Origin of the sequence: Thioclava sp. NG1 (genome assembly GCF_003122275.1) — a bacterium.
Lineage (GTDB): Bacteria > Pseudomonadota > Alphaproteobacteria > Rhodobacterales > Rhodobacteraceae > Thioclava > Thioclava nitratireducens.
On record NZ_QFBB01000004.1, the window covers coordinates 407,703 to 428,168 of the forward strand.

A 20,466-nucleotide genomic window follows, 5' to 3' on the forward strand; every position below is an offset into this window, starting at 1 on the left:
CGGCGGGGATTTCTGCCGATCACCTTCAGATGCTACGCGGAATTCCGCGCTTGCCCTAGCTTTCACTTCGCTTACCTGTAACTCTGCTTCCGATTGGGCGGGGGCATGAGTAATGGGACCGAAGACCATCCGAGTATTTCATCTGAGCGTGGCGGCGCTTGCGATCCTCGCGACCCCGGCACTCGCATATTCATTGAAGTTCAATACTCCCGGCGCATCCGACGATCTGCGCAACACGATCAAGGGCGCGTCGCTTCTGGCGCAATCCGCAGACGACAAGAGCAAGGACGCGCAGGACGTGCTTGCCGAGGCGCGGGCCGACTACAACCGTATCGTTTCGGCGCTGTTCGGCGAGGGGCGCTATTCCGGCACCGTGTCGATCAAGCTTGACGGGCGCGAGGCGGCCTCGATCCCGCCGCTCGATGCGCCTTCTACGGTGAACAACGTCGTCGTAACCGTGACGCCCGGCCCCGAATTCACCTTCTCGCGCGCCGATATCGCGCCGGTCGCGCCGAAAACCGATCTGCCCGAGGGCTACAAGGTCGGCAAGGTCGCGAAATCGGGCGTGATCGTCGATGCCGCGAGCGCCGCCACGACCGGCTGGCGCGATGCGGGTCACGCGAAGGCCGAAGTCTCCTATCAGAACATCGTCGCGGATCACCGTGCCAATCAGTTGGCCTCCGATGTGCGCCTGGCTCCGGGGCCGCTGGTAACCTTCGGCCGGCTCGAGACCTCCGGCAACAAGCGCCTGCGCACGAAACGCCTGCGCGAGATAGCGGGCTTCCCCAAGGGCGAGGTCTATGATCCGAAGAAGCTCGATCAGGTCCAGTCGCGGCTGCAGCGCACCGGGATTTTCTCCTCTGTCGCGATTACCGAGGCGAAGACGCTCAACCCCGATGACAGTCTCGACGTGAATCTCGCCGTGGTCGAGCAGAAGAAGCGCAAGATCGGCCTCGGCGCGGAACTCAGCTCCAGCGACGGGCTCGGCCTCAACGGCTACTGGCTGCATCGAAACCTCTTCGGCGGCGGCGAGCGCTTTCGCGTGGATGCGGGCATTTCGGGCATCGGCGGCGCGACGGGCGGCACGGATTACTCGATCGGCGCGCGGATCGACCGCCCGGCCACCTTCAACCCGGAAACCAGCGCCTACATCACCACCGAGATCAGCCAGAAGAACGAAGAGGATTACACCGAGAACGCCTTCGATATCGGCTTCGGTCTGACACGGATATTCAACGACAAGCTGACTGGCGACGTCTCGATCAATTACGGCTGGTCCAAGGTGACCGACGATTCCGGCGAGACCTATTTCCGGCAGGTCTATCTGCCGACAAAACTCACCTGGGATGATCGCGACAACGCGCTCGACCCGACCAAAGGTTATTACATTCAGGCCGGGGTGACGCCTTTCGTGGGGATCGGCGGCGATACCGGCACCGGGGCACAGGTCATGGGCGATCTGCGCGCCTATAAGGGCTTCGGGCAGAACGATCGCTTCGTGTTGGCGGGCCGCGTGCAACTGGGCGGCGTCTACGGCTCGAACCTCGAAAACACCCCGCGCGACTACCTTTTCTACTCGGGCGGCGGCGGCACCGTGCGCGGCCAGCCCTACCAGTCGCTCGGCGTTGAAGTGCTCGAAGGCGGTACGCTGAAAACCGGCGGCACCGAATTCGTGGGTTTCCAGGGTGAAGCGCGCATCGGCATCACCGACAAGATTGGCGCGGTCGCCTTCTATGACTACGGCTATGTCGCAGGCGGCGGGCAATCGGGCTCGCAGGCAGGCGCAGGTCTCGGCCTGCGCTACAAGACGGGCATCGGCCCGATCCGTCTCGACGTCGGCTTCCCGGTCTCGGGCGGCACCGGATCGGGGGCGCAACTCTATATCGGTATTGGGCAGGCCTTCTGATGAAACGTTTCGCCATCCTTCTCGCTTTCTGCCTGACGCCTCTGATGGCTGCGGCGCAGGACAACTCGCCGCAAGCTGCGGACGGGGCAGGGGCCGCGACAGAACAGCAGACGCAGCGCGACCGCTCTTACCTGACGGGGCTGATCGAGGATAACCTCTCGGGCGCCGGGCGCACCGTGCGGCTCGACGGGTTTTCGGGCGCGCTGAGTTCGCGCGCGACCTTCGATCAGTTGACGATTTCCGACAAGGATGGCGCATGGATCACGATCAAGGATGGCGCGATCCAATGGAACCGCTCGGCGCTGCTGACCGGCAAGATCGAGATCGATGAGCTCTCCGCCGCCGAGATCGACCTGCCACGCCTGCCGACATCCCAGAGCAGTTCGACAGCCCCCAGCCCGGAGGCCAAGCCCTTCCAGCTTCCCGACCTCCCGGTCTCGGTGAAGATCGGCAAGATCGACGCGCAGAAGGTGATCCTCGGCGAGCCGATCCTCGGCCAGGAGGCGACGGTGAAGGTCACCGGGTCGATGTCGCTCGCAGGCGGCGAAGGCAAGGCGAAGCTCGATATCACCCGGATCGACACCAAGAAGGGCAAATTCTCCCTCACCGCGTCTTACGACAACGGCACCCGCGATCTAGGCCTCGATCTGCTGGTTGATGAGGGCAAGAACGGCATCATCGTCCAGAAGATCGGCCTGCCGGGCAATCCGGCGATGACGCTTGCAGTGTCCGGAAGCGGGCCGCTCGACGATTTCACCTCCGACATCGTGCTGAGCACCGATGGCCAGCAGCGTCTGGCGGGGCAGGTCTCCATAGGCAGCAAAACGCCCGACGGCGCCCCGGCGGGCAGTCCGCCGGTCACGACATTCTCCGTCGCGCTGGGCGGCGATATCCGCCCGCTTCTGCCACCCGATTACCACGAGTTCTTCGGCAACGAGGTTGCGCTGGTCGCGGATGGCACCCGCACGGCTTCGGGGCAGACCACGCTCAACACGCTCGATCTTAAATCGCGCGCGCTGCAGCTGAACGGCTCGGCGCAGATCGGCGCGACCAACATGCCGGTGAAATTCGACCTGAAGGCTGACCTCGGACTGGGCAACGGGCAGGAAGTGCTGCTTCCGATCTCGGGGCCGAAAACCTACGTGCAATCGGGCAAGCTGGACCTCGGCTATGACAAGGCAGAGGGCGACGGCTGGAAACTCTCGGGCCGCCTGAACCAGCTGCGCCGCGAAGATGGCACAAAGATGCTGACCGCGAATCTCTCGGGCTCGGGCCGTATCCGGCAGGCCTCGCCACCCTCGGTCGGTGGCACGGTTCTGCTGGGAATCAACGGGCTGGAGCTTTCCGACCCGAAGCTGAGCGCGGCGGCCGGCAGCGCCGTAACTCTGCGCACCGTGTTCTCGTGGCAGCAGGACAAGCCTCTGCGCTTGTCGCAACTGGCGCTGAAAGGCACCGGTTACAGCCTGAATTCGAACCTGACGATCGACAATATCAGCGAAGGTATCACCGTCGAGGGCGCGGCGCAGATCGACCATTCCAACCTCGCGATGCTGTCCGATCTGGCGGGGCGCAAGCTCGGCGGTTCGGCGCGGATGACGGTCGCGGGGAAATACACCGTCCTCAGCGGCGCCTTCGACGCCAATCTCAACCTCGTCGGTCAGGACGTCTCGATCGACCAGCCGCAGGCGGATCGTGCGCTGGCGGGTCGGTCGGAGATCGCGATCTCTGCCAAACGCGACGAGACCGGGGTGACGCTGGATTCGCTTAACGTGCAGACGCGGGCGGGCACGCTTCAGGCGCAGGGCACGCTGGCCAGCCAGGACGGCAAGCTGACTGCCACGCTCGACACCAACGATCTTTCGGTGCTGGGCGGCGGCTATCGCGGCGCGCTGGCGGCCGATGCGACGGTGACGCTGAACGGAGAGCGCTACGGGGTGAAGCTGAAGGGCACCGGCAAATCCCTCGCGATCGGGCAGCCCGAGGCCGACAAGCTTCTGGCCGGCACAACCAATCTCGACCTTCAGGCGAGCTACGCCAACGGCGCGGTCGAGGTGCAAAGCCTCAAACTGAGCAACCCGCAGCTCGACGTCTCGGCGAAAGGGACGGCGGGCGAGAGGTCGCGCAAGATCGACCTGAACGCACGTCTGGCGAATGCGGCCCTGTTCGCGCCGGGCTTTCCGGGGCCGGTGACGGTGTCGGGCACGGTGGTCGATGACGGCAGCGGCTATCAGCTGAACCTTTCGGGCACCGGCCCGGGTGGCACCGATGCGAAAGTCTCCGGCCGCGTGGCGTCGAATTTCGGCGATGCCGATCTTTCGATAACCGGACAGGCACAGACCGCGCTCGCCAACAGCTTCATCGAGCCGCGCTCGGTGCAGGGCCCGCTCAGCTTCGATCTGCGGCTGAACGGCAAGCCGGGGCTGTCGGCGCTGTCGGGCACGGTCTCGGCGAATGGCACGAAGGTCGTTGCTCCGAACCTCGGGATGGTGCTGGAGGATGTGAATACCCAGGTGCAGCTGTCGAACGGCGCCGCGCAGCTCGGTTTGACCGGGCGGCTCGGCACGGGCGGGCAGATCACGGTCAACGGGCCGATCAACCTGTCGGCGCCCTACAACGGCAACCTGACGATCCGTTTCGACCGCGCGCGGTTGAAGGATCCGGAGCTTTACGACACGCGCGCTTCGGGCACGATCACGATGGATGGGCCGCTTGCGGGCGGTGCGAAGATCGCCGGGCGCATCACGCTGAGCGATACCGAATTGCGGGTGCCGTCTTCGGGCGTCGGCGGCGGCGCCTCGGTCCCCGCCGGGATCGAGCATGTCGGCGAAAGCGGCGCGGTGCGCCAGACGCTCAAGCGCGCCAACCTGCTGAACAACGGCCAGAGCGATGCGAGCGGCGGCGCCAAGGCTTCGGGCCCGTCGTATCCGCTCGACGTCACCATCGCCTCGGAGCGCGGCATCTTCGTGCGCGGCCGCGGTCTGGATGCGGAACTTGGCGGCTCGCTGCGGGTCTCGGGCACCACGTCGAACGTGATCCCGATCGGGCAGTTCTCGCTCGTGCGCGGACGGCTCGACATTCTCGGGCAACGCTTCACGCTCGATCAGGGCCGGATCGCGCTGCAGGGCGCGCTGGTGCCCTATATCGACTTCACCGCGACCACGACGCAGAACGACTACACGATCTCGATCAACATTCAGGGACAGGCGAACGAGCCGAAGGTGACCTTCACCTCCTCTCCGGAACTGCCGCAGGACGAGGTTCTGGCACGGCTTATCTTCGGACGCTCGATTGACAATCTCTCGCCTCTGCAGGCGGCGCAACTGGCCTCGGCGGTCGCGACGCTCGCCGGCAAGGGTGGCGAGGGGATCATCGGCAAGCTGCGGAAGAATTTCGGGCTGGACGATTTCGACGTCTCGACCGATGCGCAGGGCAATACCCAGCTCAAGGTCGGGAAATACCTGTCGGACAATATCTATACCGATGTCACGGTGGGCGGCGACGGCACCTCGCAGATCAACCTGAATCTCGATGTCACCAAAAGCCTCACCGCGCGCGGCACCGTCGGCTCCGACGGCAAGAGCGGGATCGGCCTCTATTTCGAGAAGAACTACTGAGCGATAAGTTTCGCTTCATTTCCGCCCCGGGAAATAAGTGAAACCCATGACTACTCGCCCCCGGGCTCGGCGTCGCCTTCGATCGCGTCGCGCAATTTTTCCTGCGTGCGGCGCTTGCGGAAGGCGGCGAGTTCGGCGTTCAGCGCAGCCCCCATCAGCACCGAAAAAGCGCTCAGATAGAGCCAGATGAGCAAGGCGATCACCGCCCCGATCGAGCCGTAGATCTTGTTGTAATTGCCGAAATTCGACAGGTAGAAGGTCAGCCCGATCGAACTCAGCCCCCAGAGCGCCGTTGCCAACACCGCGCCGAGCGTCAGGATCGGATCGCGCTTGCCCACAGTATTGGGACCGTAGCGATAGAGGATGCCAAGCGCTGTGAGCATCAGCAAAAGCATCGCCGCCCAGGGCAAGCCCGAGAGCAGGATCTTTGAATATTCGTGGAACGGCAGGAAATTGATGACAATGGGCACGACGACGACCGTTGCCATCGCGGCCAGCATCACGCCGACAAGCGCGATCGTCATCAGGTAGCCCATGATGAAGCTCCAGATCGTCGCGCGGGGCCGCGTGCCGTGGATCACGTTGAGCGAAAGCACCAAAGCCGCGACGCCCGCGCGGGCGGAGAACAGGGTCACGGCGGCCGAGAGCACGACGCCCAGTCCGATTGATGCACGCGGCCCGATCAGCCAACTCTGGATCTGCTCGTTGAGTAGCCCATAGGCTTCGGGCGGTATGAAATCGTCGGCCACGTTTAGATAGGTGCGGATTACCGTCGGATCGGCAAAGGCGCTCCACAATGCGATCGTTGCGGAGATGCCGGGGAAGATCGCGAGCATGGAATAGAAGGCGACCCCCGCCGAGACGAGGGTGATATTCGACTCGAAAAGCCGCCCGAACAGGCTGACCGCGAATTTCGCCGTTTCTCTCACGCGCCACTCCTCGTTTCACCCACCATCGCGCAAGCCCCGCGTGATCGCAACGCGCGGCCCGCGCTTTGCTGAAAGCTGTTGCGCCACAGGCGCTTGGCGTCGGGCGGGCGGGGCATGCCTAGGGCGAGGGGGAGGCGAAATGCAAAAAAACAGGGTGGAATAGGGTCTGTTTTGGAGCAGGGGCCGCCGTTGCTGCTGGCGCCCCGCGCGCCCCCGGCGAATGGCGGCGCGCCCGTTCACGCAAACGCGACATTGTCACAAAAGGGAATCACTTCGCCGTTAGGAGCGTCGTGAACGCAACTAGCCAAGGGATCAGCCATGTCGCTTCGCACCACCCTCCTCCAAGCCACCGCAATTGCCGTGCTGCCGCTCGCGGCGCATGCCGGCGATATCTCCTTCTCGTCCGTTCCTTTCGCCAAGGACGACGCGGCCAAGCGTGAGGCGATCGCCTCCGACACGGTCACCGTCAACGGCAAGGACTACAAGATCGGCTATCACGTGATGGCGCGCTCGGGCGACAAGATCGGTGACAACACCTTCGCGCTGCTGACCGACAAGGACGGCAAGCCGGTCAAGTCGGCCGACGGCTCCGAGCACATCTCCGAATCCGCCGATTTCACCTCGCTCCTCCGTCAGGGCGACAAGCTCTACTCGGTGACGCATTTCGAGTCGCGCCCCGGTGCGATGTATCTCAGCGAAGTCAGCCAGGATGCCGATGGCAACCTGAAGCTGGTCTCCACCAAGCCGATCGACTTCTCTGAATATCACGGTCTCTGGGTGCCCTGCGCGGGTTCGGTGACGCCGTGGGAGACGCATCTGGGTTCGGAAGAATACCCGGCCGATGCACGCGCGATCGAAGCGGCGACCTCGCTCGACGAAATCGACGACTACGACTTCCCGATGGTGCGCTATGCGGGCGTGAACCCCGAGGGCATGTCGCTCGAGCAGTTCCGCGACGCCTACAAGCCCTATCGCTACGGCTATCCGACCGAGATCACCGTTTCGGAAGACGGGTCGGCCAAGGCCGACAAGCATTTCGCGATGGGCCGCGTGGCTGTAGAGCTGGCCTATGTCATGCCCGACCAGAAAACCGCCTACATCTCGGATGACGGCACCAATGTCGGCCTGTTCCGCTTTGAAGCCGACACCGCAGGCGACCTGAGCGCCGGTACGCTCTACGCGGCCAAGTGGAACCAGACCTCGGATCAGGATGGCGGCGCTGCCGATCTGGAATGGGTCGATCTGGGCCATGCCGACGATGCGACGATCCAGAAGGCGATCGAAGCCGGCACCCGGTTCTCGGACCTCTTCGAGACCGCCGAAATCGGTGAGGACGGCTCCTGCCCGGCGGGCTTCTCGGCCGCGAACGCCGAAGGCAATGCCGAGTGCCTGAAGGTCAAGGACGGTATGGATGCGATCGCCTCGCGTCTGGAAACCCGTCGCTACGCCTCGATGAAGGGCGCCACGACCGAGTTCCGGAAGATGGAAGGCATCACCTACGACTCCGACAAGCACCAGATGTACCTCTCGATGTCCTCGGTCGAGAAAGGCATGGAAGATGGCGCCAAGCAGGACATGGGCGGGATGAACGCGATCCGCCTGCCGCAGAACAAGTGCGGCACGGTCTACGCGCTGTCGCTCGACGACAACTACGACGCGACGAAAATCTCGGGCTTCATCTCGGGCATGCCGAAGAAGACCGAGAACAACAGCTGCGATATCGACGGCATCGCGAACCCGGACAACATCACCTACATGCCGGGTTACAACACGCTGATCATCGGTGAGGACACCGGCTCGGGCCACCAGAACGACGTGATCTGGGCAATGAACACCGACACCAAGGAGCTGACCCGCATCCTGTCGACGCCCTACGGTTCGGAAACCACCTCCACCTACTGGTACCCGAACGTCAACGGCCACGGCTACCTGATGGCGGTGATCCAGCACCCCTACGGCGAGAGCGACGAAGACAAGCTGACCGACCCGGCGCAGGCGCGTGCCTATGTCGGCTATGTCGGCCCGTTCCCGCAAATGGATGACACCGTGAAGACCCAGTAACGGGCGCTCGCGAGACACTTCTGGCGAGGCCCGGCGGCAACCCGGGCCTCGCCTTTCTTTCAAGACTGAGGACTGACGGATGCTGCGGATTTCGATACTGGCGCTGTTGAGCATGACCACGATGGCGGGGGCGGTCGATCTGAAGACCACGGTGCTGGGCAATCCGACAGCCTATATTCCTCCGCAATGCTATACCAAGACGGAAGACAAGGCGGGCGCGGTGCATAACCCGTGCCAGACCTGTCACACCTATCCCCGCCATCCGAATTACGTGCGCGATGCCGATCTGCAGACCGAATATGCGTTTCCGGGCCCGGCGCTAGAGAACCCGTGGCGCAACCTCTTCGTAGATCGCCGCGCCGAGTTGGCCGCGACGAACAGCGCGGAAATCCGCGCCTATGTGCGGCAGGACAATTACCACGATGCGGCGGGCGGGATCGCCCTGGCCGCCAAGCTCGCCGATCCGCCCGCGGATTGGGACGTGAATGGCAACGGGGCGTGGGACGGCTATATCCCCGACGTGCAATTCGCCTTCGACGACGAGGGCTTTGACCGCAGGCCCGACGGTAGCCTGACCGGCTGGCGCGCCTTCGCCTATCAGCCGCTGCCCGGCACGTTCTGGCCGACCAACGGCTCGACAGACGACGTGATGATCCGTCTGCCGGAGGTGTTCCGTCAGAATGCCGACGGGGTCGAGGATATTGCCACCTACAAGACCAACCTCGCGATCGTGCAGGCGCTCATCACCCGCGTGGATGTCGCGATCGAGCCGACAGATGAGGCCGCGATGGGCGTCGATCTGGACCGCGACGGTAAGATGGGGCAGGCGGAGGTGTTGAAATTCGCCTTCGCGCCGCTCGACGGGATCACGATGCATTGGGCGGGGCGCGCGGGCGTGGACGGCGCCGAGCTTGCCGCCGGGCTTTACCCGGAGGGCACCGAATTCGTGCATTCCGTGCGCTATATCGACCCGACCCCCGAGGGCATCCAGATGGCCGCGCGGCTGAAAGAGCTCCGCTACATGGTCAAGACGGATTGGGAAACCTATGCCGATCTGGAAGAGACCGCGTTGGCCGAGCTGAAGGAAGACAACGCCTTTCCGGATCGCACCAAGCAGTTCTTCGGCAGTTCCGAGACCGGCGTGCCCAACACGTTCGGCTGGCGGCTGCAGGGTTTCATCGAGGATGCGACGGGCGATCTGCGCCCGCAGAGCTTCGAGGAGACCGTGTTCTGCGTCGGCTGTCACGGCACGCTGGGCGTGAACGACGACTCCACCTTCGCCTTCGCCCGCAAGCTGGGCAAGGAGTCCTATCGCGGCGGCTGGTATCACTGGACGCAGAAGGGACTCGCGGGTACCCCCGACCGGGCGCGCGCCGACGGCAGCGGCGATTACGCCCATTACCTGCGCACCAACGGGGCAGGGGACGAGTTCCGCGCCAATGCCGAAGTGATCGAGGCGTGGCTGAAAGCGGGCAAGTTGCCGCCCGAGAAAGAGGCGGCCTTGGCCGAGGATATCGGCCCGCTGATCCTGCCTTCGCCGGAGCGTGCCGATGCGCTGAACGCAGCCTACCGGATGATCGTGCGCGACCAGAGTTTCACCCAAGGCCGCGATGCGACCATCGCCCCGGTCGACGGCACGGTCTGGCGCGAAGTGGAGCAGGATCAGCCGACAGGCATCGAGGAAATCGCCCAGCCGTGGTATAAGCGCCGCTAATCGGCAGCAATCTGCGCCGGCCGATTGCGTTTTTCGCCGTCAATTGGCAGTGTTCGCACAAATCGGGACATTTTTTCGGGAGCGCCACCATGGCAAAAGTCATCCGCCAACTTTCCGCAAGCGCCGCCATCGCGGTCGCTGCTGTCTGCACCGCGGCGAGCGCGCAGGCAGAAAGTGGCGTGACCTTCACCATCGGTGCGGGCGCGCGGTATGCGCCGTCCTATTTTGGCGCGGATCACTACGACACCAAGCCCACCGCGAAGGTGAAGCTCAACAGCTTCACGCTGCAGGGGATGCGCTTCGGCTCGGACGATCCGAATTACGAAAAGCTGGGCCCGAACGTGCATGGCTCCTTCCGGCTCGTTGGCGGGCGCAATTCCAGCGACTATTCCGAAATCGCGGGTCTCGACGATGTCGACACCTCGCTCGAACTGGGTCTCGGGCTTGGCTACCAGGCGCCGCAATGGGGCGCTTTCGCGGATATGCGCTACGGCGTGGTCGGGCATAACGCCGTCGTCGCGGAAATCGGCGCCGATTGGAAGCCGATCAAGACCGACAATTTCAAGCTGAGCATCGGCCCGCGCATCTTCTATGGCTCCGGGCTCTACAACCGCACCTATTTCGGCATCAGCCCGTCGGAATCGACGGCGAGCGGTCTGGCAGCCTATTCGCCCGATGGCGGCCTCGTCTCGACCGGTCTGGAACTGTCGGCGACCTATCAGCTCGGCAATAATTGGGCGGTGGAAGGCAAGCTGAACTACGACCGCCTGCAGGGCGATGCGGCGAACAGCCCGATCGTGCAGCAGGGCTCGCGCGAACAGAGCTCGGTCTCGCTGATGCTGACCCGTCGGGTGACGTTTCCGTTCTGATCGGGTTCCTTCTGATCGGAACAAAGCTTCCTACGAGTCACGTGAAGCCGATCCGCATGGGTCGCCCGTGCGGCTTGCTTTTTCGGGCCTCGCTGACGCAGCGCTCAGGGTTTTTGCGATGAGTGGTCAGGTCCTCTATTTCCGGCTCGGCGCGGAAATCGTGCGCCGAAAGATGGGCTGGACGGAAATCGGCGAATCGGAAACCGCGCAGATATCCCGCGTCATCGCCGACAATCTCGACGCGATGCTGGCGCAGGCGCGCGCGAGCGCGGCGCGCGGCGCATGAAAAAGGCCGCCCCCGGTGGGAGCGGCCTGAAATATTCCTAGCGTCTTCGCACTTACACCGGCGGTTTGCCTTTTACCGCACGGGCGACCATGGCCACCACGAACAGGATCAGGAAAACCACGAAGAGGATCTGTGCGATCCCGGCAGATGCGCCTGCGATGCCGCCAAAACCGAGCGCTGCGGCAATCAGCGCAATAACGAGAAAAGTCAGAGCCCAACCAAGCATGGGTATTCTCCTTCGGATGTTGCGTACATTAGCGCTGAGTGCTGCGCCTTCATGGCATCCAAACGTGCGCATTTCACAAAAGTTCCATTACCCTGGGTCAGTGATTCCGAGGAACATCCAACGCTTTCCGGCGTTTGGGGCGCGATTCATGAGCTCACGAAAAAGGGAGATGGCGACATGGAAATGAATATGACTGGCCTCGGTGGCTTTTGGGGTATCGTCCTACTGGCACTCGATATCTGGGCGCTCGTTTCGATCATCGGGTCGAATTCCAGCACCGGGAAGAAAGTGCTCTGGGCGCTTCTTGTCTTCTTCCTGCCTCTGATCGGTTTCCTGATCTGGCTGGTGGCCGGGCCGCGCGCTTCGAAATGACGAAATCGGGGGTGGTGGAGGCAGCGGCCGTCACGGAACCGCATTCCGCAACCCGCGTTGGAACCACAGAAATCGCGGCGAGAAGTCGCGACATGTTTGGGAGAGGTCGATGAATTACCACGATACCGAGAATTCTGACGGCCACGAAGGCCGCGGGACGGTGAGCGATTTGCTGAACCGCGTGATCGAGCAAACGCGCGAGATCGCACGGACCGAAGCGGAATTGGTGCGCGCTGAAGCGGCCCACCGGGCTGGTCTGGCACGCAATGCCGCGATTCTCGGTGGGGTCGCCCTGGTTTTCGCCCTCGGCGCGATCTTCCCCCTGACGCAATCCGCCATCTACGGGCTGGAATGGGCCGGCCTCGATCGGGGCCCCGCGACGCTGATCGTCGGCGCGGTGCTACTGATCCTCGCCATCCTCGCGGCGCTGATCGCCGCGTCGAAGCTGCGCAAAGTGTCGAGCCCGCCCACCCGTCTCAAGGAAAACCTGTCTGCTGACGCGCAGGCGCTAAAGGAGAGCTTCAAATGACCGAGAAGAGAACCATTCAGGACATCGAGAACCGACTGCGCCAAGACCGCGCCGATCTCGCATCGACGCTCGGCGATCTGACCGCGCGTATCGCGCCGGATTACCTCTCCGAGCAGGTGTCGCAGGCCGTGCGCGATTACGCCGCGCCTGCCGCCCGCAGCGCCGAACAGGCCGTGCGCAAGAATCCGGTGGCCTTCGCCCTCGCCGGCGCCGGTATCGCATGGTTCCTGCTGCGCCAGCGCAACTCGGAGAGCATCGAGGAAGAAGATCTGGTGGCCGATGCCGATCCGCTCGTGATGCCGAGCGACGCGGGTGCCGACGGCTGGATCGACGAGATCGACACGCTGCGCCATGACGCCTCGGTCCGTCTCGAAGATCTCGAAGCCGAGCAGCGCAGCTCGACCGACAAGGCGCGCGACTTCGTCAAGGAGCGCTCCGAGGTGATGCAGAAATTCGCGAGCGACCTGCGCAATACGCTGTCCTCGGGTCTGAGCGACCTCAACGAGGACGCGCGCGATCGCGTGGTGCGGGCCCGCGAAAGAGCCTATTCCGCCCGGATTCGCCTGCAGGACGGGGCGACCCATGCCGGGTCGACCAGCAAGCAGATGGTCAAGGATCACCCGCTGATCGCTGCCGCTATCGGCTTCGCCGTCGGGGCCGCGATCTTCAACGCGGTGCCCAAGCCGGACGTCAATGTCAGCCGCCGCAGCTTCGGGCCGCGCGCCAACCGCCTGTTCAACGAGGCAGAGCGTCTGTACCGCGACGAGAAGCGTCGTGCGGGCAAGGTGGCCGACCAGTTCACCGATGAACTGAAGCGGACCGCCCGCTCGGTGATGAGCTCGGCCGGTGACGAGGCGCGCAGCGCCGCACGCGATTTCGGCGATCAGGCTATGGCTGCCGGAGAGCAGCTGATCGACCGTCTCTCGCGCCAGTTGGCGGAGGAAGCCAATCGCGCGCTGCGCGATGTCGGTCAGTCGCTGCAGAAAGGCGAAGACGAGGTCCGCGCCGGAGCCCAAGAAGCCAAGGATGCCGCGCGGGCAAAAGCCGAGGATGTGGCGTCCAAGGCCGAGGCGAAGACCCACGAAGCGGCCGAGAAGGTGAAGGCGAACCATTCTTCGTCCTCTTCGTCGAGCACCTCGTCGACTGGTTCCGGCTCGTCCGGCGCCGGCTCGACCGGCGGGGGCAGCGCGTCGTCGTCGAGTTCGAAGGCCACCCACTGAACGGTGGGGCAGTATGCAGAAAGGCCGGGCATCGCGCCCGGCCTTTTTCTTTGCGCGGTTATCGGCGGGGATGCGAGACCGACACCCAAAAGAAAACCGGCGCCGCGATCTATACGGCGCCGGTTTGCATGTTTTACGCTGAAACAGGGTCTGTTTCTGAAGATCAGATCGAGCTGGACCAGGTGTCGACTTCGCGCTCGGCGTCTTCCTTGGTCTTACCGTATTTCTTCTGGATCAGGCCGACCATCTGCTCGCGATGACCTGCGGCCTCCTGAAGTTCGTCGTCGGTCAATTCGCCCCAGTTCTCGCGGGCCTTGCCCTTCATTTCGTTCCAGTTGCCTTTTATTTGATCCCAATTCATGGCGTCGCTCCTTTCAAGATGAAGACGCGGGTTCAGGCGTCTTTCGTCAACGTTTCGCCGGGGGCGATGTTCCTCTGCACGGCAGCACAAAAACAGGGAACCCGCTATCGTCCGACGGCGTTAGATCGCGAAACCAAGAGGGAAGTAATTCTCGAAATGCATCGCCTGGAGACCCTGTCGCGCATCGCCATGATCGTGATCGCTGTAATCGCTGTCGTGGCTGCGCTGAGCCAGGTGGAAAGCCTACTCGCGCCCGTCGTGCTCGCGCTCGTCGTGGGGATCGTGCTTTCACCGATTTCCGATGCATGGGAGAAAAGAGGTCTGTCGCCTGTCTGGGGGGCGCTTACCTCGCTCGTGATCTCGCTGATGATCGCCGTGCTGCTGGTCCTCGTGATCCAGCCGGTCGTCTCCGAACTGATGCGACAGGCGCCGAAGGTGATGGACGACATGCGCTCCACCATCATTCATATGCGCCACATGTTCCAAGGCATCCAGGACGCCTCGAAAGAGGTCAGCGACGCGATCACGCCGGCGACGGATGGCGCCAAGGATGGCGGCGGCAATGGCGACAAGAGCGCCGTGCCGGATGCCAAGGATCTCGTGATGCTGGCGCCGTCCATCATCGCACAGGCGCTGATCTATGTCGGGGCGCTGTTCTTCTTCCAGCTTTCGCGCGGCGAGATCTACAACTGGATCGCGAAGCACCTCGCGGAGCCTTCGAGCCGCGGCGCTACGGCTGCACGGTTGCGCAAGGCGGAGACACGGGTGTCGCGCTACTTCCTCACGATCACGGTGGTCAATGGCGGTCTCGGGCTGGCGGTGGGCGTCGCGATGCAGCTGATCGGGCTCCCGAACGCGCCGCTTTGGGGGCTTGTGGCCTTCCTCATCAACTACATCCTTTATCTCGGCCCCGCGGCGCTCATCATCGCGCTAGGATTCGCAGGCGTGGCCACGTTCGACGGGGTGCGCGTGATCCTGCCGCCGCTGATCTATATCGTGCTGAACGCGACCGAAGCCCAGTTCGTGACCCCTGCCGCGATCGGGCGGCAGATGCGCCTCAATCCGCTTCTGGTGTTCCTGTCGCTGACCTTCGGGATCTGGCTCTGGGGGCCGCTGGGCGGGATCGTGGCGATCCCGCTGCTGCTCTGGGCGCTGGTGCTGACGAACAGCTTGCCCGACCCGAAATCCGAGCCGGAGCAGAAGCTCGAAGCCGACTGAACCGGCGGGTCGCGGCGACGGATCAGACCATTTCTTCCGGAATGAACGGCAGTTTGCGCGCGATCTTGCGCGCGGCCTCCACGTCATAGGGGAGCACGAAGCCCTCGCGATCCTCGGGGGCTTTCGTGGCATTCGCGCGGGCCAGCTCCGCCCAGGCAGAGACTGCGCGCGTCGGGTCGAAGAAGGCCTCTTCGGGCGCGGGCGGCAGCCAATGGCGCATCAGGCGGCGACGCATGGCCGGGATGCCGTCGTTGCGGCGTAGATAGACACCCGCCTCGCTGTCCCAATGCAGCGACCGCGCGTTGAGATTGGCCGAGGTGATCAGCGCGGCGTCCTCGTCGAAAATCGAGACCTTCGCATGGACGTAGATCAGCGGCGCGCCGCCGGTGCGCAGCGCCCCCTCATCACCGGGGTCGGCAAGGCAGGGCTCTGCCGGGCAGCCGATGAACAGGCGATTGCCGAAGGCTTCGCGGAGCGTATCCAGCGCGCGCACCTGAAGATATTCGCCATAGCGCACGTCGCTGGTCGGGCGATCGGCCAGCATCAGCGTTTCGGGCGCGGCGGGCAGGATCAGGATCAGGTTGAGATTGGGGTTCTCCCGCGCCGCCCGGGCCAAGTGGTGCGCCAGAGTGCGCGAGCGGAAGAACTGGCTCTCGAGATAGATCAGCTTCTGCGCCCGCGCGATCAGCATCTCATGCGCGTTCTCGATCTCGGTCCGATAGAATTTCGGCCCGATGCGGAAGGTCGCGAATTTGCGCCGCTGCGACAGGGTGCGCAGCAGGCGGCGCGGCGGTTTGGCGCGGTTTTCGCCGGAGCAGCTTTCGTGGAAGCTCTCGAGATGGGCCTTCGCCTCGGCGACGACGGGGCCGGTCATCATGAGCTGCACATCGTGCCATGTCATCTCGCCGTCGCGCTCGTGCACGGGGGTGTCGAAGCGGCGGTTGTCGAGATCCAGCCCGCCGATATAGAGCTTCTTGTCGTCGAACACGGCGAGCTTCTGGTGGTGGGTCGCCGGGAACAGCTTCGGCGGCGTCGCGACGAACTTGCGGCGGATTTTGCAATCCGATCCGGCCTCGAGATATTCCCGCAGACCCGGCATGTCGCGCATCGCGGTCAGCCGCTTGGCCTCGTCCATGTCGTTGAGCCACGACGTGTGCTGCCCGAGCTTGTGATAGACATAGGGCCAGAAGATCGTACGCGGCACGATGCCCGATTGCGCCGGGTGCATCAGCGCACGCAATTTCAGCTTCGCCTTGGGACCGCCTGCCAGTTCGCGCGCGGCGCAGAACATGCGGATCGACGACCATGTCATCCGGTGAAGATCCGGCTTTGCGCAGGGGTCGAAATCGGTCAGGTCGATCTGTATCCTCACGCCGCGCTTCAGCATGTGAATGATCAGGTCGAACCACGTCTTGCCGATCGCGCGCCCGCGGTCGGATTTCAGTGTGGTGTTGAGGTCGAAGACGCGGAAGGAGCAATGAATGGAATGACGCGCGTCGAGAAAGGCATCCTCGAGTACGGGATAGGCCTCTGCTGCGGTCAAAAGCAGCTTTACGCGGCTCTCGGCGTGAACTCCGGCTTGTTTAAGACGTTCCATGCGGCTCGTTGGGTTGAACGGCCGCGAGGGTGACCTGTGGTCGCCGCGGCTGGTATCTCATTCAATGGCTCTCATCAGAAACTGTTTCGGGCGTCTCGGATTTCAAGCGTTCTTCGTGACGCAATTCGCTCTCGACGAGGGGGCGCAGTGCGAACGCGGCGCTGAGCATATACTCGTCTTCGTCGGTCTGGATCTCGATCGAGCCGCCCAGCTGCTGCACGAAGGCGTTCAGCAGTTGCGAACCGAGCCCGGTGCCTTCGACGGCCTCCAGCGGCGGGGCATCCCTATCGACGGTATTGCGCACGCAGAGCCGCGCCTGCATCCCTTCGAGTCTGCGCAGCGAGATGTCGAGCTGCGGTTTGCCGTCGCGGGCAGAGGCGTATTTCATCGCGTTTGTCATCGCTTCGGTCAGCAGAAGCGAGAGGGGCACAGCCTGATCGGGGGTCAGGTGGATGTCGTCGATATTGCAATCGACCGCGATATGGCGGCCCGGCCCGGTCGCGAGCCGGGTGATCTGGCGCACGATGTCGGGCAGCAGTTCCTGCGCCTGAATGTCGGTGAGGCCTGAGGTCTGGTAGAGTCCGCGGTGGATCGTGGCGAGCGAGATGACCCGCTCCTGGAGCGATTTCATAAGCCCCTTGGCTTCGGGCGTGCGCGCCTGCCGCATCTGCATGTTAATGATCGAGGCGATGAGCTGGAGGTTGTTCTTCACCCGATGGTGGACCTCGCGGAGCAGCACTTCCTTGTGGTGCACCATGTCTTCGAGCTCGGCCTCGTCATGCAGGATGGTTTCTGTCATCCGGTCATAGGCCTCGGCGAGGTCGCGGATTTCTGACGGTGCGGTCGACAGGTTGAGATTGCCCACGATCCGGCTGCCGGTGGCGAAGCTGGAGATCGCGCTCGACAGTTTGCGGACATGGCCGATCACCAGCTTCTGCATTGCGAAGTAGGCGACCAGCAGGCTCGCCATCCACATCAGGGCCGGGAACAGCACAGGCGAAATATCAGCGAAGGGACTAAGCGCCGAGGCCGCCTGTGCGGGCCAGCTGCCAAGCGCGTAGAGCTGGTTGGGCACCAGTTCGACGACGGAATAGACCCGCTCTATTCCGAGATTGGAGTCCCCCGAGAAAGTCACCGCGCCATTGCCCGCCAGCAGTTTCAGAGAGCGGTCCACCGGCAGGTGCGACTGGGTGTTCGATAGCCCGTCCGAGGAGGTCAGGATCGTGCCTTCGCGGTCGAAGGTCATGATCACCAACGGCCGGTCATCGGCGAGCTTCGGTCCATCCTTGGCCAGCGAGAGCGAGGAGTGGCTCATCGAGATCGCGATGATCCCGATATGATCGCCCGCCGCGTTGTAGACCGGATGGGCCACGCCGAGCACGGAGGTGCCCGACACGGGCGCATCGCGGTTGACGTAGAAGCTGGTGCGGTCCGCAGTCAGCATCTTCTCGAAGACGTCTTGGTTCTTGAAGTCGTAACTCTTGCCCGAATTCGAGCAGGTCATCTTGCCGCTGTCTGGGATGAAGGAGACGAGCGAGAACTCCGGAAAGGCCCCTGAGATCTGCCGCATCCAGTTCGAGCAGGCCTCGGCATTGCCCACGAGCGGCTGGACCGTGCTGGCGAGGACGCGCGCGGCGTCCTGCGCGTGCTGGATCACCCGCGTCTCACCGGCGACGGCGCGCATCGTCTCGCCCATGAGGGCGGCTTCGGACCGCGCCTGCGCTTCGCGCACGACCGAGGTCGATTGCAGCACGGCGATGATCAGCAGAGGGAAGAGAGCAACCGCCAACATGAAGGCGAGGCGCACGCCAAGCCCGTCGAAAAACGGAATGACGCCCCGTTTCCTGGCTCGGAACGGGGCGTGATCACTGTAGTGCTCGTCGTCTGCCGCTTTCGCGGCTTCCGAATTCATGCGGCGGCAACTCCGGATTTGCCCATCACGGCGAGGGAATTTCGATCCGTGCCGGACAGGATATCTTCACCTTCCTCGAGCCCGAGCATTTCCGCAAGCCGGGCGCGTGCGCGGTTGGCGCGGCTTTTCACCGTGCCCACGGCGACGCCCATCATGCCGGCAGCTTCTTCGTAAGAGAAGCCAGATGCGCCGACGAGGGTCAGCACCTCGCGATGTTCCGGGCTGAGCTGATCGAAGGCCTCGACGAAATCATTCATCGCGAGACGTCCATCATGCGCAGGTTTCTCATAGAGCGATGCGGCGTGAATCCCTTCAGGGTCAGCGACCTCGCGCTTGCGCTTGCGACGGTCCGAATAGAAGGTGTTGCGCAGGATCGTGAAGAGCCATGCGCGCAGATTGGTACCGCGTTCGAACTTTTCGATATTCGACCACGCCTTGACGATCGTGTCCTGCACGAGGTCGTCGGCCGAGGCCGAGTTCCGGGTCAGCGACAGCGCGAAGGCACGCAGGGCCCCGAGGTGATCGGGCAGCTCCTCACGCGGATCGCGGGCTTCGCTGGAGGCATTGGCTTTGGACGAATTGGTGTTGGAGGGCGAAGTCATTTTCCGCCCTCCTTCGCCTTGAGTTGCGCCAGCAAATCCTTGAACCGATCCGGCACTTCTTCCTGAAGCGCCTCCTCGTAAACCTTCTTCAGGTTTTGATTGATCTGGTCCCTGATACTGGACTTAGGCTTTTCGTCTGCCATATCACTATACATCCGGTTTCGATCCCACTCATTTTGCACGGAACCGAACGCGGGGCCAGAGAGTTTGGTTCCCGAAAAAACGCAAAAGGGGGTTTTCATGTCCGAAGACATCGCCGGCACCATCGGAGCCAACCTGCCGTATTTACGGCGTTATGCCCGAGCGCTTACCGGCAGCCAGGACAGCGGCGACCGTTACGCCGCGGCTACGCTCGAGGCCATACTCGAAGATACGTCGCCTTTCGAGAACAACGATCCGAAGCTCGCATTGTTCCACGCCTTCCACCTGGTCTGGGCCTCCGCGGGGGCGCCGCTGGGGGAGCCGGACAACCGGCTTTCGGCCCGCGCGCAGGACCACATGTCGACGCTGACGCCGAACACCCGTGAGGCGCTTCTGCTGCATTCGATCGAAGGGTTCCGCATCGAGGAAATCGGCACGATCATGCAGGTCGATGCCGAAGAGGCGAAAGAACTGATCGACATCGCGATCCGCGAGATGGAAACGTCCGTCGCGGGTAAAGTGATGATCATCGAGGACGAAGCGATCATCGCAATGGATATTCGCGCCATCGTCGAGGATATGGGCCACCAGATCACCGGCATCGCCCGCACCCGCACCGAGGCTGTGGAGCTTGCCGCGACCGACAAACCGGACCTGATCCTCGCCGACATCCAGCTGGCGGACAATTCCTCGGGGATCGATGCGGTGAACGACATTCTCGCGCAGTTCGGCAACGAATTGCCCGTGGTCTTCATCACCGCCTTCCCGGAGCGCCTGCTGACCGGCGAGCGGCCCGAACCGGCCTTCCTGATCACCAAGCCCTACACCGAGAGCCAGGTGCAGTCGGCGGTCAGCCAGGCGATGTTCTTCTCCTCGACGGAGACGCTCGCGGCGTAACGGCCCGTTCAA

The 20,466-nt window shown here is 63.5% G+C and carries 18 protein-coding genes; 11 read left to right on the forward strand and 7 right to left on the reverse strand.

From position 1 onward, the window contains the following. The first annotated feature begins 112 nt into the window (after positions 1-112). Positions 113-1,906: an autotransporter assembly complex protein TamA gene (locus tag DEM26_RS10305; RefSeq protein WP_109172331.1), complete on the forward strand. Its 1,794-nt coding sequence runs from the start codon at positions 113-115 to the stop codon at positions 1,904-1,906. Next, positions 1,906-5,520, forward strand: a complete 3,615-nt coding sequence (locus DEM26_RS10310) for a translocation/assembly module TamB domain-containing protein (RefSeq protein ID WP_109172332.1) — start codon at positions 1,906-1,908, stop codon at positions 5,518-5,520. Before DEM26_RS10305 ends, DEM26_RS10310 begins: the two co-directional genes overlap by 1 nt. Before the next feature lie 50 nt (positions 5,521-5,570). On the opposite strand, the gene DEM26_RS10315 is transcribed toward DEM26_RS10310, so the two are convergent. After that, entirely contained in the window at positions 5,571-6,449 is an 879-nt protein-coding gene (locus DEM26_RS10315) for a YihY/virulence factor BrkB family protein (protein ID WP_075776660.1), read from the reverse strand. Positions 6,450-6,767: 318 nt separating this feature from the next. Here DEM26_RS10315 and DEM26_RS10320 point away from each other — a divergent pair, with 318 nt between their 5' ends. The 4 genes from DEM26_RS10320 (at position 6,768) to DEM26_RS10335 (ending at position 11,379) form a co-directional block, all read left to right on the forward strand. Further along, positions 6,768-8,510: a PhoX family protein gene (locus DEM26_RS10320; RefSeq protein WP_109172333.1), complete on the forward strand. Its 1,743-nt coding sequence runs from the start codon at positions 6,768-6,770 to the stop codon at positions 8,508-8,510. A 79-nt stretch (positions 8,511-8,589) separates the two neighbouring features. Continuing rightward, entirely contained in the window at positions 8,590-10,224 is a 1,635-nt protein-coding gene (locus DEM26_RS10325) for a hypothetical protein (protein WP_109172334.1), read from the forward strand. Positions 10,225-10,313: 89 nt separating this feature from the next. Next, positions 10,314-11,093, forward strand: a complete 780-nt coding sequence (locus tag DEM26_RS10330) for a MipA/OmpV family protein (RefSeq protein WP_075776657.1) — start codon at positions 10,314-10,316, stop codon at positions 11,091-11,093. A gap of 67 nt (positions 11,094-11,160) precedes the next feature. Next, positions 11,161-11,379, forward strand: coding sequence for a CerR family C-terminal domain-containing protein (locus DEM26_RS10335; protein WP_255415025.1), 219 nt, complete (start codon positions 11,161-11,163; stop codon positions 11,377-11,379). A gap of 52 nt (positions 11,380-11,431) precedes the next feature. Here DEM26_RS10335 and DEM26_RS10340 read toward each other — a convergent pair whose 3' ends face one another. Continuing rightward, on the reverse strand, positions 11,432-11,605 hold the full coding sequence (locus DEM26_RS10340) for a DUF1328 domain-containing protein (protein WP_075776656.1): 174 nt from the start codon (positions 11,603-11,605) through the stop codon (positions 11,432-11,434). A 177-nt stretch (positions 11,606-11,782) separates the two neighbouring features. Here DEM26_RS10340 and DEM26_RS10345 point away from each other — a divergent pair, with 177 nt between their 5' ends. From DEM26_RS10345 to DEM26_RS10355, 3 genes are all read left to right on the forward strand, one after another. Then, entirely contained in the window at positions 11,783-11,977 is a 195-nt protein-coding gene (locus tag DEM26_RS10345) for a PLD nuclease N-terminal domain-containing protein (RefSeq protein ID WP_088719999.1), read from the forward strand. A 109-nt stretch (positions 11,978-12,086) separates the two neighbouring features. Further along, positions 12,087-12,506 carry a phage holin family protein gene (locus DEM26_RS10350; RefSeq protein ID WP_088720000.1) on the forward strand — a complete coding sequence of 140 codons (420 nt, stop codon included), beginning with the start codon at positions 12,087-12,089 and terminating at the stop codon, positions 12,504-12,506. Continuing rightward, a complete protein-coding gene (locus DEM26_RS10355) occupies positions 12,503-13,726 on the forward strand; it encodes a hypothetical protein (protein WP_088720001.1) in 1,224 nt (407 codons plus the stop codon). The genes DEM26_RS10350 and DEM26_RS10355 overlap by 4 nt, the downstream gene beginning before the upstream one ends. Positions 13,727-13,889: 163 nt before the next feature. Here DEM26_RS10355 and DEM26_RS10360 read toward each other — a convergent pair whose 3' ends face one another. Continuing rightward, entirely contained in the window at positions 13,890-14,087 is a 198-nt protein-coding gene (locus DEM26_RS10360) for a CsbD family protein (protein WP_075776653.1), read from the reverse strand. 156 nt (positions 14,088-14,243) lie between these two features. Between DEM26_RS10360 and DEM26_RS10365 the strand changes: the two genes are divergently transcribed. Further along, on the forward strand, positions 14,244-15,305 hold the full coding sequence (locus DEM26_RS10365; RefSeq protein ID WP_158275111.1) for an AI-2E family transporter: 1,062 nt from the start codon (positions 14,244-14,246) through the stop codon (positions 15,303-15,305). A 22-nt stretch (positions 15,306-15,327) separates the two neighbouring features. Here DEM26_RS10365 and DEM26_RS10370 read toward each other — a convergent pair whose 3' ends face one another. The 4 genes from DEM26_RS10370 to DEM26_RS10385 form a co-directional block, all read right to left on the reverse strand. Further along, entirely contained in the window at positions 15,328-16,902 is a 1,575-nt protein-coding gene (locus DEM26_RS10370; protein ID WP_088720003.1) for a phospholipase D-like domain-containing protein, read from the reverse strand. A 61-nt stretch (positions 16,903-16,963) separates the two neighbouring features. After that, positions 16,964-18,814 (reverse strand): sensor histidine kinase, encoded by a 1,851-nt coding sequence (locus DEM26_RS10375; RefSeq protein ID WP_077701063.1) that lies wholly within the window; start codon positions 18,812-18,814, stop codon positions 16,964-16,966. Then, the gene (locus DEM26_RS10380; protein WP_075776650.1) at positions 18,811-19,416 is read right to left on the reverse strand and encodes an RNA polymerase sigma factor; all 606 of its coding nucleotides are present in this window, start codon (positions 19,414-19,416) and stop codon (positions 18,811-18,813) included. The genes DEM26_RS10375 and DEM26_RS10380 overlap by 4 nt, the downstream gene beginning before the upstream one ends. Next, entirely contained in the window at positions 19,413-19,559 is a 147-nt protein-coding gene (locus DEM26_RS10385) for a NepR family anti-sigma factor (protein ID WP_075776759.1), read from the reverse strand. Before DEM26_RS10385 ends, DEM26_RS10380 begins: the two co-directional genes overlap by 4 nt. A gap of 97 nt (positions 19,560-19,656) precedes the next feature. Here DEM26_RS10385 and DEM26_RS10390 point away from each other — a divergent pair, with 97 nt between their 5' ends. After that, positions 19,657-20,454: a response regulator gene (locus DEM26_RS10390; protein WP_075776649.1), complete on the forward strand. Its 798-nt coding sequence runs from the start codon at positions 19,657-19,659 to the stop codon at positions 20,452-20,454. The last annotated feature ends 12 nt before the right edge of the window (positions 20,455-20,466 follow it).

Excerpts from the sequence above, each read along its gene's own strand:
- DEM26_RS10320 (WP_109172333.1), top strand. The coding sequence starts at position 6,768 with ATGTCGCTTCGCACCACCCTCCTCCAAGCCACCGCAATTGCCGTGCTG.
- DEM26_RS10325 (WP_109172334.1), top strand. The coding sequence starts at position 8,590 with ATGCTGCGGATTTCGATACTGGCGCTGTTGAGCATGACCACGATGGCG.
- DEM26_RS10330 (WP_075776657.1), top strand. The coding sequence starts at position 10,314 with ATGGCAAAAGTCATCCGCCAACTTTCCGCAAGCGCCGCCATCGCGGTC.
- DEM26_RS10370 (WP_088720003.1), bottom strand. The coding sequence starts at position 16,902 with ATGGAACGTCTTAAACAAGCCGGAGTTCACGCCGAGAGCCGCGTAAAG.
- DEM26_RS10350 (WP_088720000.1), top strand. The coding sequence starts at position 12,087 with ATGAATTACCACGATACCGAGAATTCTGACGGCCACGAAGGCCGCGGG.
- DEM26_RS10340 (WP_075776656.1), bottom strand. The coding sequence starts at position 11,605 with ATGCTTGGTTGGGCTCTGACTTTTCTCGTTATTGCGCTGATTGCCGCA.
- DEM26_RS10375 (WP_077701063.1), bottom strand. The coding sequence starts at position 18,814 with ATGAATTCGGAAGCCGCGAAAGCGGCAGACGACGAGCACTACAGTGAT.
- DEM26_RS10360 (WP_075776653.1), bottom strand. The coding sequence starts at position 14,087 with ATGAATTGGGATCAAATAAAAGGCAACTGGAACGAAATGAAGGGCAAG.
- DEM26_RS10355 (WP_088720001.1), top strand. The coding sequence starts at position 12,503 with ATGACCGAGAAGAGAACCATTCAGGACATCGAGAACCGACTGCGCCAA.
- DEM26_RS10385 (WP_075776759.1), bottom strand. The coding sequence starts at position 19,559 with ATGGCAGACGAAAAGCCTAAGTCCAGTATCAGGGACCAGATCAATCAA.
- DEM26_RS10305 (WP_109172331.1), top strand. The coding sequence starts at position 113 with ATGGGACCGAAGACCATCCGAGTATTTCATCTGAGCGTGGCGGCGCTT.
- DEM26_RS10380 (WP_075776650.1), bottom strand. The coding sequence starts at position 19,416 with ATGACTTCGCCCTCCAACACCAATTCGTCCAAAGCCAATGCCTCCAGC.
- DEM26_RS10365 (WP_158275111.1), top strand. The coding sequence starts at position 14,244 with ATGCATCGCCTGGAGACCCTGTCGCGCATCGCCATGATCGTGATCGCT.
- DEM26_RS10345 (WP_088719999.1), top strand. The coding sequence starts at position 11,783 with ATGGAAATGAATATGACTGGCCTCGGTGGCTTTTGGGGTATCGTCCTA.
- DEM26_RS10310 (WP_109172332.1), top strand. The coding sequence starts at position 1,906 with ATGAAACGTTTCGCCATCCTTCTCGCTTTCTGCCTGACGCCTCTGATG.
- DEM26_RS10390 (WP_075776649.1), top strand. The coding sequence starts at position 19,657 with ATGTCCGAAGACATCGCCGGCACCATCGGAGCCAACCTGCCGTATTTA.